This is a genomic window from Agrobacterium sp. LEGMi-208b (assembly GCF_059511785.1).
The window spans coordinates 1,391,957-1,404,980 of record NZ_CM183446.1 but is presented as its reverse complement, the minus strand read 5'-3'; the positions used below and the strand labels follow the sequence as shown (position 1 = coordinate 1,404,980).

The following is a 13,024-nucleotide window of genomic DNA, read 5'->3' as shown; positions in this document are numbered from 1 at the left end:
AGTTCAGACATGACCGATATTTCCGGCCTATCCGGCAGCGCCGTTTACGACACCGAACCCAATGCGGCGCAGGCGCTGCTATCCATGGCCGCCCCGCCGCTCGTTCCGGATGACGCGGCCTTCATCGCACCCGCTGAGGAAGACAACCCCATCGCCCCCGTGGAAATTCAACCGGCGCGAAGCCTTCCCAAGGCAAGCTGGCTCGATGCCATGCCGCCGGAAGCTTTTGAGACGGCACCCAGCGATCCCGACCATATTTCCTCGGTCAATTCCGACGACAACGGCCTTTATCGCATGTTCATCGGCATCTCGCCCTGAGAGCACGCGCGATGCGTTGGTTAGCCAAATCTTAATATCTGCAAGCCAAGATTGAGCTTGATGATTCTGTATGCGCTGCAACCGGTATTGCGGCCAGAGGCGTATACGGCGCTCCCGCATGAGCGGGCGAGATGACACCTGTACATCACCGGCGCGGCGATTTTTCAACATTCAAGCCAGATGCGGATCACAGAGCCAATGGGGATTGGCCCTTTCGCAGCCAGCGGCGGTCACCGATAGAAACGGAGCGCAGCATGTTACCGCCTGTACCGAAAATTGCGGCAACCGATGCCGCCTATGGAACCACGGTCCCGTTGACGCCGCGCGAGCAGGTGAAACAGATTGCACCGCCGCAACCGAACACTCCCGCCCCTGAAAACAGCAGCCTTTTTGCCCGCGCGGCAATCGCCTCCCTCACCAGCGAATTTCAGCTCTCCCGCAGCACCGCCGTTCTCGCGGAAGCGCTCGGCAAGCTGATGAACCTGCCCCGGCGGGACGGCGAAGCCATAGAGACCTATGTGACGCGGCTGACAGAGGCGCTCCGCACCCTGCCGGCACCACAGCGTCTGGCGTTGGAGCAGCAGGTCGGCAAAGCCCTGCAGGGCCTGACCCTTTCGATGCTCGCCGAAATTCTGAAACAGCCGACCGGGCCGGATGCCGCCCGCCTCGCGCTGCTGATCGAGCTTTCCCGTTACAAGGGAGCGGATCTTGCAGCCAAGGCGGTAGTCTCCTCCTATCAGCAGAACAATTCCTCCAACCCATCTCCCGCGCAATCGGCCGCCCCGCCGAAACAGCAGAATGTGCCGAGCCAGAATGCGGAAGCCCGTCCGTCTCTGGCCGCGACAGCGCAGGCGGCAAATTCCGCGACCGTCAGCCGGCTCCTGCCTCTGCTCATCGGCCCGCTCGCCCTCAGTAGCGCAGCTGTGAAAGCCACGGTGGCGGCACTGACGGCGCAGCCGGACCCCCGGCCCACGCTTTCCACTCCGGCTGCCGACACAGACGATACGCAGACCAGCACCGCAAAACCGGATGGAAAGGCCGAAAACACGGTACGTCCGCTTCCGCCACAAACCGGCAGCGGGACAAAGGAAATATCGGCCGAGACCCGCCCGGCAAATCCGCCTCGCGCCGAAACCGGTGAAGCCCGCCCTGCCCTTCCGCATCGGGAGACGATGAAGACGGAGCAGAAAGAAATCCGCACGGGCCCTATGCCGCCATCCGGTTTGTTCGCAGACGACGCCGAAACCGTGAACAGCCTGCTGCTTGCCGCCACGGCCGGCAAACTTCCGGTCAAGGCAACCAGCACACAGCAGCTTCCGCCCGCGCCACAGGGTGCTGCGCAGCAACCGTCCGATGATCAACCCGTCGAAAAATCGGCCCTCGCAACAGCCGCTGCCCGCCCCTCAGGTGACGAAACGGAGACGGCGGCCCACCGCCCCGAAGCCCAACCGCTGCCCCGGGCCACACTGGACCCGGAAGTGAGAATGGCGATGCTGGAGCAATCGGCATCGCAATCATTGATCGCCGCGGCCCTGGTAAAAGACGGCACGCCGCTGCCGCTCGTCGCCTATCCTCCGGCGGATGAGGACTATGAATCGGAATCGCCGCCGCGCGGAGGCGGTCCGTTTTCCGGGGATGAGGCCGAAGGCGAAGCCGAGGCCGGCGGTGAAAATTCCAATGGTGAGGACGAAAAAGAAGAGCGCGTCGCCGCCAATGACGGGACCGACACGCAGGAGAACCCGCCAGCGACGGTTTCCGATGACAGCGCGGAAAACTATTATCTCAAGATGAGCGGCATGCTCTGAGCAACGCGCCGCTGCCCGTTCACCGGCGCGACCTGGAAGCAACAAAAAACCCGCCGGAAATTCCGGCGGGTTCTTCATGTCATAAGATCGGAGCGATTATTCGCCGCGGTTCTTCAGAGCCGCGCCGAGGATGTCGCCGAGCGAAGCGCCCGAGTCGGACGAACCGAACTGTGCGACGGCTTCCTTCTCTTCAGCGATTTCCAGAGCCTTGATCGAAAGCATGACCTTGCGGTCCTTCTTCGAGAAGTTGACGACGCGGGCGTCGACAACCTGGCCAACCGAGAAGCGCTCGGGGCGCTGCTCGTCGCGGTCACGGGAAAGATCGGCGCGACGGATGAACGAGGTGAGGTCTTCGTGGTTGACGAGCTTCACTTCGATGCCGCCATCGTTAACCGCGGTGACTTCAGCGGAAACAACTGCGTTCTTGCGCAGGTCGCCGGAGGTTGCGGCTTCGCCGACAGCATCCTTGCCGAGCTGCTTGATGCCGAGCGAGATGCGTTCCTTCTCAACGTCAACGTCGAGAACGACAGCCTTAACGACGTCACCCTTGTTGTATTCTTCGATGACCTGTTCGCCCGGACGGTTCCAGTCGAGATCCGACAGGTGAACCATGCCGTCGACATCGCCTTCGAGGCCGATGAACAGACCGAATTCGGTCTTGTTCTTGACTTCGCCCTCAACTTCAGTGCCGGCCGGATGGCTGTAGGCAAATGCCTGCCACGGGTTTTCCAGCGTCTGCTTGAGGCCGAGCGAGATACGGCGCTTGGACGGATCGACTTCGAGAACGACAACGTCGACTTCCTGGCTCGTGGACAGGATCTTGCCGGGATGTACGTTCTTCTTGGTCCAGGACATTTCGGAAATGTGGATCAGGCCTTCGATGCCCGGCTCCAGCTCGACGAATGCACCGTAGTCGGTGATGTTCGTGACCGTACCGGAGATCTTCTTGCCAACCGGGTACTTGGCGGAGATGCCATCCCACGGATCGGACTCGAGCTGCTTCATGCCGAGCGAGATACGGTGGGTTTCCTGGTTGATGCGGATGATCTGAACCTTGACCTGCTGGCCAATGTTGAGGATTTCCGAAGGATGGTTGACGCGGCGCCATGCCATGTCGGTGACGTGCAGCAGGCCGTCGATGCCGCCGAGGTCAACGAACGCACCGTAATCGGTGATGTTCTTGACGACGCCGTCAACAACCTGGCCTTCTTCGAGGTTCTGAACGATTTCAGAACGCTGCTCGGCACGCGACTCTTCGAGAACCGTACGGCGCGAAACAACGATGTTGCCGCGACGCTTGTCCATCTTGAGGATTTCGAAGGGCTGCGGGTTGTGCATCAGCGGGGTAACGTCGCGGATCGGACGGATGTCGACCTGCGAACGCGGAAGGAAGGCAACAGCGCCGTCCAGATCGACGGTGAAACCACCCTTGACCTGGTTGAAGATGACGCCTTCGACGCGCTCGCCAGCTTCGAACTTGGCTTCGAGCTTGACCCAGCTTTCTTCGCGGCGAGCCTTCTCGCGCGACAGAACGGCTTCGCCGAGAGCGTTTTCGATGCGCTCGACGTAAACTTCGACTTCGTCGCCGACCTTCAGCGTGCCGTCCTTGGACTTCGCGCCGAATTCCTTGAGCGGAACGCGACCTTCGACCTTCAGGCCGACGTCAACGATGGCGACGTCCTTCTCGATTGCCGTGACGATACCCTTGGCAACATAGCCTTCGGCAAGATCGTTAGCGGCAAAGGATTCTTCGAGAAGCGCTGCGAAATCGTCGCGCGTGGGGGTAGATACTGACATGAAATCTCCTGAATGCATCCGCGCGAAGGCGAATACAAAGCGCCGGTGGGCTAGTGTTGTTGATACCCGAACCCATGCCCGCCTTTTCAAAAGGCTTTCCGGCGCAAGGACATGTCTTCAGGCAATTCCGGACTGAATCGGCGGAACGCCGCTCCAGCTTTTTATTTCAGCATCGGATTTTCCGAAAACCGCATGACACTTTTCGGTCCGATGCTCTAACGCGGACCGAATTCAAGCGGTTCCGCGAGAAACCTGTTTCTCCAGGGCGGCGTCGATAATCGTGCGCGCGGCCTGAAACGCCGCCTCTATACTCATTTCCGACGTATCTAGCAAGTGCGCGTCTTCCGCAGGCCTCAACGGGCTATCGGCGCGGCCCATGTCGCGCTCGTCGCGTTTCTTCACCTCGGCGAAAATCGTATCATAATCGCCATTACCGCCATTGGCCAGAATTTCATCGTAACGGCGCCGCGCCCGCACGTCGGCAGAGGCCGTGACGTAAAGCTTCACCGGCGCCTCAGGGCACACCACCGTTCCGATATCGCGCCCATCCAGCACCGTGCCGGGCTCCCTTGCGGCAAAAAGCTGCTGCGCCTTGACGAGCGCGCGCCTCACCCGCGTCATGACAGCGATTTTCGACGCCGCCTCGCCAATTTCGTGCCGGGAAAGAACGGAGCGGTCGAGCCCGGCAAGATCAAGTTCCAGCGCCATTTTTTCCGCCACCGTCTCATCATCGAGCGGCAGGCCGGCATCGAGAAGCGCCTTGGCTGTCGCCCTGTAGGTCAGCCCGGTATCGAGATGATGAAAACCATAGGTCTCCGCGATCTTGCGCGAAAGAGTTCCTTTGCCTGCCGCAGCCGGCCCGTCTATGGCGATCGTGAAGGTCATGAAGTGTTCCGTCTGTGCATCCGTCATCAATATAATAGAGTGTGCAACGCCTCCCCTTTTATATCAGCATTCACGCATAGGGCTTGCGCCGAGGGAGGCGGCACCCGAAGTTTGTCTTTGACACGAAAGAGCGCAACGATTAAGGGGACCGGCTATAAATTTTACCGTCTATGCCGGTTTTACGGCGTACACACCGAAACTCATTCGACAATTTGAGGCTTAGACAGTGGCAAAAGCGGAACTTGGTACCAAGCGCACAGACCCCGATACCGGCAAGAAGTTCTACGATCTGAACCGCGATCCGGTCGTCTCTCCCTACACCGGCAAATCCTGGCCGCTCTCTTTCTTCGAGGAAAGCACGGCTCAGGCCAAGATGGAGCAGGCTGAAGAAGAGGAAGTGGCGGAAGTCGATACCGAAAACACGGAAGTCGAACTCGTCTCGCTCGAAGATGCCGACGGCGACAACAGCGGCGACGATATCCCGGATCTCGGCGATGACGACGACGTCGAAATCGACGACGATGACGACACCTTCCTCGAAACCGACGACGAAGATGACGACGACGACATGTCCGGCATCATCGGCGTATCGGGCGACGACGAAGAAGCTTGATTTTACTTGATAATTCGGCCCGACGTCAAAAAAATGACGCCGGGCCGTTTTTTATGCTTGCACTCGTCGGAAAGCCGCAGTAGTAAGCCGCCACCGAACGGAACAACAACCGCTTCGGTTCCCGGAACCGGAAGAAATGCCGGAACCCTTATGGGGCTATAGCTCAGCTGGGAGAGCGCTTGCATGGCATGCAAGAGGTCAGCGGTTCGATCCCGCTTAGCTCCACCATCATTTTACCCAGCGCTAATTTACATTACATATCAACGCGCTACGGGATACCTTCCAAAACTAAGTCCCAAAGAAAGTCCCAAGGTTTAGTCCCATTATGGCAGTAAACCTCAGGCCATACCCTTAGGCATAACCCAACGCAAAGCCGCTTGGTCTTCCGTGGTGATGTAGAGCCGCCTCAGCTCTGGCAGCAGCGTGTTAAGCTCTCCTCCTGTCCAGACCATATGGAACGCCGATGCCAGGAGCCCGGCCTGACCCTCCATTATGTCACTCAGCTCAATCACAGCAAAGGCCGCAAGGTCCCCCAATGCATCAACCGCAGCGGCCTCCCAATCGTCTACCGGCAGGCTCTGTGACATCCTGATGCGATAGGCACCCAGCAAGCCGGGCCGCAAAGTATGCAGCTCAACGGAAACATGCTGAAGACCGATAGGCATACGCAAGAGCCAGCCCACAGGCAGGCCCTTTCGTGCCGCGAGTGGGCTAAGGGTGAAGAGCGTTTCCGTGGTCTTGAAGCTGGATGTGATGGTTCGGGGCATATTGGTCAGCCCTCCAGCGTCTGCGTGGGCAAGACCCCTGTGCAGGTATGGACGCCAAGAAGGTCATCCGCTGGAAAGAACAGTGTGCGGGGCGGATTGAGCATCCTCACCGTGACCACAGGCCGCACGTTCCCCCGCATGGGTGGGCGTCCTGCCTCCCAATACGCCTTGGATGGGCCCGAGACGAGCTGCTTGAATAGCATCGGGTTTTCGCCGGGAGGAGTGGCCTCAGGCTTCCTGAAAAGGAGCACCGGCTGGCCGGGGTTCAAGGGTGCCGACTTGGAGAAGACGAGCTTCTGGCCATGCTCGTAAAGTGGAAACATGCAATCCCCATCGCAGATCATGGCGTATTTTTCCGGCAGTCCATTAGGATTTAAGGATGGCGCAGGTAACTTTCGGGCTGCTTGGATAACCATTTTGTCCTCTTAACTAGGATTTAATCCTATTGGAGTAATCTTATGGTTCGCGCTTGCCGTCAAGTGCGGAATGTGAAAAATCCTAGTTAGATAGTTTTGAGGGGACACAGTGCTTACTACAGGGAATCAACTTAAAGCCGCCCGTGCGTTGGCCGGGATGGACCAAGTAACGCTGGCCGCAAAGGCAGGGCTCAATAAGAACACCATCGTGGCAATGGAGAAGCGGGGCGCTGAGGTCCTGACGAGTGGCCTCGACAAGATACAATCCGTGATGCGCGTGCTGGAGGCTGAGGGCATTGAGTTTCTCAACCACGGCCAGCCGGGCGTGAGGCTCGCTGCCAAAGGATAGACCCACCTGACAGGCATATGCTATCCTCAACGGGTAAGGCATGAGGGTATCCCTACGCTCTGCTCCTTCTCATTGTTAATCCCCTTCATCGGGGTGTACCGCATGCCCTACCTCTATGCCTTCCTTCTAGCTGGGCATGCTGGTCTTGTCGGTGATGGGTGGCGTATGGCCTGCTGTGTGTTTTGCTATATGGTGGCATCAAGTAGGAGCCTTGGACAGCAGACCATAGGGTTGGCATGAAGGTAGGGCATAAAGCTGGGCTTTTAAGTTACCGGCTTCAAGCTCTCCAGAGATGAGCAGAAACAACTAGCTTAAAAACCACAAGGGAAACCCAAGAGGGGCATTAGCGGGCACTTGGCCTCTGTGGTCTCAAAATGACCTTCTCGCTCACCCGGATGGTCTGGCCAATGTGCCGCAAGCTGACGGCCTCCATGGCGGCGGCAACTCTGGCCTTATGGCTCACCCTGCACAGAACACCATCATGAAACGGAATGCAGATGATGCCTGTTGCCCGAAGCTCCTCCAAGACATCAAGCATCATCTCGCTTTCCAGGTAAGATGCCAATGCCCAAACATCCGCCGTATCAAAAAGGTGGGCGATTGGAGCATGATAGGCTCTGGCCGCTTCAAGGAACCGCTTCCCGTTCCAGCCATCGGGCAGATAAGGACCGACGCCAACAGGAAGGCGAAAGGGTGCGAGCTTTCTGCCTACCTTTGGCGGCTTGCGGGAAAGCAAAGCGCTCATGATTTGCTTCACTGTGTCTCGGCCCGCAGATTCTAGCCCCGGAATGGCGTATGGGTCGCTTTCGGGTATGGCAGCTCCCGTTATCCCGTAGCAAATGCTGATGAAGCTAGACCGCCAATCCAAATCACAAATGGCTTCCCCTGCAATTGTCACCCGGTAGCGCTCCTCCTTTTTGAGATTGAGCACGGGGCCACGATAGAGCCGCCCATGCCGTGTCCAAGGTGGGGCGGTCGGATCGTCCAGAAAGATACGGACCATGCGGAATGGCTCTATGGGCTGGCCGTCCAGCCGAATATCAGCACCCGAAAGAGAGGCGTTCAGCTCCTCCATACGGTGGCGAAAAGCACACGTTCGGCTGTCGTCACTGTACTGGCACAGCTCGCTGCTCTTGCCGTCTGGACGCCTACGCTTGAGCTGGATTGTTTCACCCGGATGGGCAGATGACGTAACTATCTCGGAAAGGGATACGCCCAGCTCAGAGAGTCGATGCTTGAAGCCATCCGATACGGAAAGCCGGGTGCGGGTTTTATGGGCAACACCATGCTCAACGCTTACAATACCGAGCAGCTCAAGTGACAGGGTGGCTTGATGGAGCACCTTCACGGAGAAGGCCGCACGGCTGTACCTGTCGGTGACATCGCGGGCTAGACCCAGTACAAGACCTTCATAGTGGAGCGGACTCAATGCCAGCACCGTGAGGTTGGCCAAGAGGCTAAAAACCGCAAGCCGCCGCCGTTCGGTGGCATCCTTACGCAGACTCCTACCGGGCGTAACGCTGGGTGCGGGGATAGATGCAAAGACCTCTTCGGCCAACGCCCAGAGCGGGCCACCAGCCGCAACAGAAAGCCACGGCTGATAGTGGAAATGGCGGGCACCCTCACCGCCCTCTGCGCCCTCCTCAGTGCCGAACACGGCGAGAGTGTCACCGTGCTCAGCCTCATCATACATGCCTACTGGTACTTGGCCCTCAGTTGCTTCTGCGCTCTGCTCCACCGTCGCTTACCTTCATTCCGTGTTAGCTCAAGGGTGGCCACTTCTTGTACGCTCTCTGCCGGTCTGCACCGCACTGTGAGCCTGAGGTCTTCCGCATCGGCCAGCACGCGGGCTATCCATGCGGCGTTGCTCCAAAGCTGCCCGCTCTTCTGCTTGAAGCCGGTAGCAAGAAGCTCTTCCGCCGTGTGCGTGTATGCCTTAAAGATGCCATCGCCTTTGCTGGTGATGATGGTAAGGGTGCGGGGTGCGCCTATCTCATCCACAAGCCGAGCACTGCCGGGACTCTCTTCAGTGAGCCACGTGTCAATGCCACTCATGACCACTGGGCTAATCCTTGGCAGCGCCTCCAAGAGGGCGGCATGGTGCCCAACATCGGTGCTGCCGCTGTGGAGAGTGGCCTCCTCATCCACGTTGGTGAGGATTGTAGTGCCCTCGCTGTCCGTAAGCCTGAAGGTGGAGGCAAAGACGCCGAACATGGAGTTATTGCCGTTTGCCGTGCAGTAGATACGCATGTCCCGCAGCACGCCCGGCTTGGTGTCCGTGGCGTCCTGTACGGTTTCCTGTGTCGTCATGTTGATAGTTCCTATGTGAATCAGTCGCCAGCGCCGAACGCCTCAAGCACGGCCTGAAGGCCAGCCTTCTGCTCTTCGGTCGGTTCGGCTTTGAGGTGGGCGAAATGGTCTTTGACTTTGCGCTGGGCCTTCAGGAGACCCTCACGGACATTCGCATCCTGTTGGATACGCTTGGCTGCTGCCGTGCGGTACTTGCTGACCACGCGGGCTAGCATCCATGGCCGTGTGAGGGGTGTCTCTATGCTGCCATCCGGGGCACGCTGATAGGCGGGAGAGGCCATAACCTTGGCAATGACATCCCGCAGTGGCTTGGCATTTGGGCCGGGCTTGCCGGAGAGCTCCTGTAGCTTGATGTAGGCATTCTCTCCAGTGGTGAGGGTAATGTCCCGTAGGTCTACCTCACTGCCCTTGAAGCCCGTGGTGTAGCTCGGGGGTCCCATAACGCTAGAACCCTCAAGCCCGAGCCTCACGGTCTCAATGTCAACCAAAGTGCCATTATCGTCAGACCATAGGCCCTGTCGATTGAGGATAGGCTGACCCAGCCAGTTAAACTTAGGGGGTAGCGTTTCGCTCATTCCGGGGACCGCTTGCAACATCTTGTCGGTAACCGTGCGTGCCTCGCGCATATAGCTATCCTGACTGAGCTGGCGTGTTGCCGCGCTGAAGGGCACCATGCTCTGTGCCACCCCACCAACAAACACCTTGCCCGCACGTTCGGGGTCACTGAGGGCTTCCAATGCTTGGTTGAGACTGAGCAGATAGGACCTTGAGGTAAACTGCTTGGCCAGCGAGATGCCCAGCCCTACCATTGCCGTCTGGATGGTATCCTCAAGCTCCTCGTCCCCCGACTGCTGGGCCACATGCAGGGCATCTTGGATATCCGCAATGATACCGAATGGCAGGGCTATGGGGTCATAGCGGTTGAATGGGGTGTAGGTTTTGGTCCCATCCTCATTCGCGGCAACGATGCTGTAGGGTTGCCATCCAGTGGCTAGAAGCTGCTGCTTGAGGCGTGGGTTGGAAGGGCCACCACCTGTTATCATGCCACTCGACGCCAAAGCTCCTGCCGCGCCCATGAAGAGCGTGCCCATAGCCATCTGTCCTACGGCCTGTGCCTTGGCCTCATGCCCCATCGCACCGGAGAACATCTGGCGGTACTCCTGCTGAAGCATGTTAAGCCCCGGCGTGAGTTTCCAGGCGTATCGAATCACATTGGAAGGTGTCTTTACGAACGGCAGCACCAGCCGGGTAAACTGTGAGCTCTCGTTGCTGACAATTCCCTGTACGGCCTTGCCCAGTGTGCCCGGCAAGAGCTCCTGCTGGAAGGTGGCAATGTTGGCCTCACGCAGTGCTTCGGCATCCAGACCACGGCCCTCAGCATCAAAGGCATCATCAAGCCGTTTCTCAACGTGGCGCTTGATGTATTCCTTGTATGCCTTCCCCGACAAGCCTTGCTCTATGGCCTGCTCTACGCCCTCCATATGTGCCCGTGCGGCTACCTTGCTGCGGTACACGGTCTGCCTAACCATTTCGTCTACGGTGCCCAACGTGCGGGTAGGCATACCGGCAGCACTGAGGGGTATCGAAAGGGCATTGTGAAGAATGTTGCCAAAGCTATCAAAGGGGCGGAAGTATCCCTTTCCGAAAGCCTGCGTGCCGGGAACCTGCCAGCCTGTGCTGACCTCCCCGCGAAGCTCTGCGCTGGCGTGAGGGGACAGCAAGCCGTCATTACGGGTGAACGCCTTGACGGCCTGCCCAAAGCCATCCGTAAAGCTGGATGTCATGTAGGTGTATTGCCGTAGGTTTTCCTTCAGGAGCATACGGCTTGCCTGATTGCCGGTGACAGCGCCCGGAATAGACCCAATGATACGCTCCATGGGCCGTGCGGCAACCATATAGCCGTTGCTGAGGACGTTGATGAGCTGGGTCTTGGGGCCGGAAACGAGTGAGGAGATACGCATATAATTCACCGTATCCATAAGCTTGCGGTACAGGCCGGGGTCAGCTAACCGTTTGAGCTGGGTAGGACTGCCACCGCTCTCTGCCAACAGGTCATAGAACCGTTCCTTGGAGAGACCTTCAAACAAACTGGGGTCAAAGGGCTTGCCCCGGTTAGCCCGAACGGTACGCCCGCCTTGCGCCCTGATATCGTCGGTGATCTTCAGGAACTCTGTGGCCAATTGGAAGCGCCGGGCAATCTCGGCCTCCATCTCAGCCAAGCTGCCGAACTCGGAGAAGTCACCTATGCGCCGCCTGAGAGCCAAAAGGGAAGCATCCGTGAAAGCCTTGCCAGCCAGAGAGCCGGCCACCTGCATTTTGGCCGTCAGTGTTCGGGCAGCCTCACCTGCGCTTTGCAGCAAACCATAGAGCTGGGCTGGGTCTTCTCCGGCAAGTTCCGCGAACCCCTCAACCTGCTTCTGCAATTCGCGGTCTGTGAGCCGTACCTTAAAGCCATCCGCCTCAAGCTTCTCGGCCTTGTGGGCAACAGCCAGCTCCATGTACTGCTGCACATCCGTGTCCGTGCGGAACCGAGACCACAAAGAGCCCATGTCGCGGAACTGCTTGCCGGATGCTAACGCCTTTCCCGTATCGCCATAGGTGCGGATAGCATCCCAATCCTTCTCCGCATTTTCAAGGTACACATCCACATCGTCCAATAAACCGGGCCGGGCGATGTCCTGAAAGCCGGGCCTTGCGGGATTTCCTGCCAAGTCCTCAGCGGAGAACTCAGTGGACAGCTTGACGGGTTGCGGCTCCAAGCTCGGCTCTGGGGTTACTGCCACCTGCTGGGCTTCAGGCTGGCCCTCAGCAGCCTTAACGGGAACAGCCCCACCATTCACCTCATCGGTTGCTGTTGCAACTGGCTGAGTCCCTGTGGCCGATTGTGCCGGGATGGGCTCGACCTCATCCACCTCTATGCCAGCCTCAGGCTCGGCGGCACGCTTCCTCTCAAAGTCCGTGATGGTCCTTGATGCCCCCGCTGTGTCACCGGCCTTAAGCTTCTTCCATACGGTTCCACCCAGTTTGAGGGAGCCGATGATAGCCGCATCCAGCCCGATGCTTTCCATGGCGCTTTTCACACGGCCCCATGCAGCGCTATCGTTAGGGTCGGCTGCAAGCCATGCCGTAACGGGGTTGGCCAGAGGGGTGTCCTGAAGCAGGTTGCTGAGGCGGGCTTCATGCGGATCGAATGCGATAGCCCCGGCGAGTGCCGCCTTGCCAGACTCAAGGGCAACAGCGCCACCCTTTACGCCTTCCACCATGGTGAGCGCCTCGCCAACTTTGGGGATGGCCTGAGCCACCTTGCCGAGCTTCCCGATGCCAATCATGGCTACGGCGAATTGGCCGATGCCTGAGGAGAGACCATTGATGATTGGCGCTTCCTCTTTAAGCTGGTCATTCTGGAGCTCTATGCCACGGCGTACAGAGGATTGCTCTTCGGGTGGCGTGTCGCCAAACAGGAAGTCCTTTGTCTCAAAGACTGCCCGCATGCCACCCGATGTGAAGGCATCAACAACATCCGGGGGTGATAGGGCATCACTGATTGCGCCTAGCACGCCAGAGGAGCGGGCTTGCTGTATTTGCTCGGGGGTGAGGCTAGGTGCTTGCTGCTCAACGAGAGACCCCAGCAGCTCCGCTGTAGCTTGAGGGTCAAACTCAAGGCCCTGCTCCTGTGTCTGGGCAGGTTGCTGGGCATTGGGCACGGTTGGTTGTTCCTGCTCTCCGCTGGGGAATAGCCGGTTAAATTCTTCTTCGGTCAAATG

General features: G+C 58.7%; 10 protein-coding genes and 1 tRNA gene. 5 read left to right on the top strand and 6 right to left on the bottom strand.

The window, feature by feature from the left end; translation table 11 throughout:
- Positions 1 to 9: 9 nt before the first annotated feature.
- Positions 10 to 318 carry a hypothetical protein gene (locus tag AC5YUO_RS21000; RefSeq protein WP_496155044.1) on the top strand — a complete coding sequence of 103 codons (309 nt, stop codon included), beginning with the start codon at positions 10 to 12 and terminating at the stop codon, positions 316 to 318.
- Between the two features lie 254 nt (positions 319 to 572).
- Positions 573 to 2,123, top strand: a complete 1,551-nt coding sequence (locus AC5YUO_RS20995; protein WP_496155043.1) for a hypothetical protein — start codon at positions 573 to 575, stop codon at positions 2,121 to 2,123.
- Positions 2,124 to 2,219: 96 nt separating this feature from the next.
- Here AC5YUO_RS20995 and rpsA read toward each other — a convergent pair whose 3' ends face one another.
- Both rpsA and cmk read right to left on the bottom strand, forming a co-directional pair.
- On the bottom strand, positions 2,220 to 3,920 hold the full coding sequence (gene rpsA / locus AC5YUO_RS20990) for a 30S ribosomal protein S1 (RefSeq protein ID WP_400819243.1): 1,701 nt from the start codon (positions 3,918 to 3,920) through the stop codon (positions 2,220 to 2,222).
- Between the two features lie 231 nt (positions 3,921 to 4,151).
- Entirely contained in the window at positions 4,152 to 4,832 is a 681-nt protein-coding gene (cmk, locus tag AC5YUO_RS20985) for a (d)CMP kinase (protein ID WP_496155042.1), read from the bottom strand.
- Between the two features lie 199 nt (positions 4,833 to 5,031).
- Between cmk and AC5YUO_RS20980 the strand changes: the two genes are divergently transcribed.
- Positions 5,032 to 5,418 carry a TIGR02300 family protein gene (locus AC5YUO_RS20980; protein ID WP_400819247.1) on the top strand — a complete coding sequence of 129 codons (387 nt, stop codon included), beginning with the start codon at positions 5,032 to 5,034 and terminating at the stop codon, positions 5,416 to 5,418.
- A 152-nt stretch (positions 5,419 to 5,570) separates the two neighbouring features.
- A tRNA-Ala gene (locus AC5YUO_RS20975) sits at positions 5,571 to 5,646 on the top strand.
- A 110-nt stretch (positions 5,647 to 5,756) separates the two neighbouring features.
- Here AC5YUO_RS20975 and AC5YUO_RS20970 read toward each other — a convergent pair.
- A complete protein-coding gene (locus tag AC5YUO_RS20970; RefSeq protein WP_496155041.1) occupies positions 5,757 to 6,185 on the bottom strand; it encodes a hypothetical protein in 429 nt (142 codons plus the stop codon).
- A 573-nt stretch (positions 6,186 to 6,758) separates the two neighbouring features.
- Between AC5YUO_RS20970 and AC5YUO_RS20965 the strand changes: the two genes are divergently transcribed.
- Positions 6,759 to 6,950, top strand: coding sequence for a hypothetical protein (locus AC5YUO_RS20965; RefSeq protein WP_496155040.1), 192 nt, complete (start codon positions 6,759 to 6,761; stop codon positions 6,948 to 6,950).
- A 343-nt stretch (positions 6,951 to 7,293) separates the two neighbouring features.
- On the opposite strand, the gene AC5YUO_RS20960 is transcribed toward AC5YUO_RS20965, so the two are convergent.
- Genes AC5YUO_RS20960 through AC5YUO_RS20950 form a run of 3 tightly spaced genes read right to left on the bottom strand, consistent with a single transcriptional unit; the run spans position 7,294 to position 13,021 of the window.
- Positions 7,294 to 8,643, bottom strand: a complete 1,350-nt coding sequence (locus AC5YUO_RS20960; protein ID WP_496155039.1) for a hypothetical protein — start codon at positions 8,641 to 8,643, stop codon at positions 7,294 to 7,296.
- A 2-nt stretch (positions 8,644 to 8,645) separates the two neighbouring features.
- Positions 8,646 to 9,260: a hypothetical protein gene (locus AC5YUO_RS20955; RefSeq protein WP_496155038.1), complete on the bottom strand. Its 615-nt coding sequence runs from the start codon at positions 9,258 to 9,260 to the stop codon at positions 8,646 to 8,648.
- A 20-nt stretch (positions 9,261 to 9,280) separates the two neighbouring features.
- A complete protein-coding gene (locus AC5YUO_RS20950; protein WP_496155037.1) occupies positions 9,281 to 13,021 on the bottom strand; it encodes a hypothetical protein in 3,741 nt (1,246 codons plus the stop codon).
- Positions 13,022 to 13,024 lie beyond the last annotated feature (3 nt).

What these genes read in the sequence shown, in the direction of transcription:
- AC5YUO_RS21000 (WP_496155044.1), top strand. Translation starts at nt 10, where the DNA reads ATGACCGATATTTCCGGCCTATCCGGCAGCGCCGTTTACGACACCGAA.
- AC5YUO_RS20995 (WP_496155043.1), top strand. Translation starts at nt 573, where the DNA reads ATGTTACCGCCTGTACCGAAAATTGCGGCAACCGATGCCGCCTATGGA.
- rpsA (WP_400819243.1), bottom strand. Translation starts at nt 3,920, where the DNA reads ATGTCAGTATCTACCCCCACGCGCGACGATTTCGCAGCGCTTCTCGAA.
- cmk (WP_496155042.1), bottom strand. Translation starts at nt 4,832, where the DNA reads ATGACGGATGCACAGACGGAACACTTCATGACCTTCACGATCGCCATA.
- AC5YUO_RS20970 (WP_496155041.1), bottom strand. Translation starts at nt 6,185, where the DNA reads ATGCCCCGAACCATCACATCCAGCTTCAAGACCACGGAAACGCTCTTC.
- AC5YUO_RS20965 (WP_496155040.1), top strand. Translation starts at nt 6,759, where the DNA reads ATGGACCAAGTAACGCTGGCCGCAAAGGCAGGGCTCAATAAGAACACC.
- AC5YUO_RS20960 (WP_496155039.1), bottom strand. Translation starts at nt 8,643, where the DNA reads ATGTATGATGAGGCTGAGCACGGTGACACTCTCGCCGTGTTCGGCACT.
- AC5YUO_RS20955 (WP_496155038.1), bottom strand. Translation starts at nt 9,260, where the DNA reads ATGACGACACAGGAAACCGTACAGGACGCCACGGACACCAAGCCGGGC.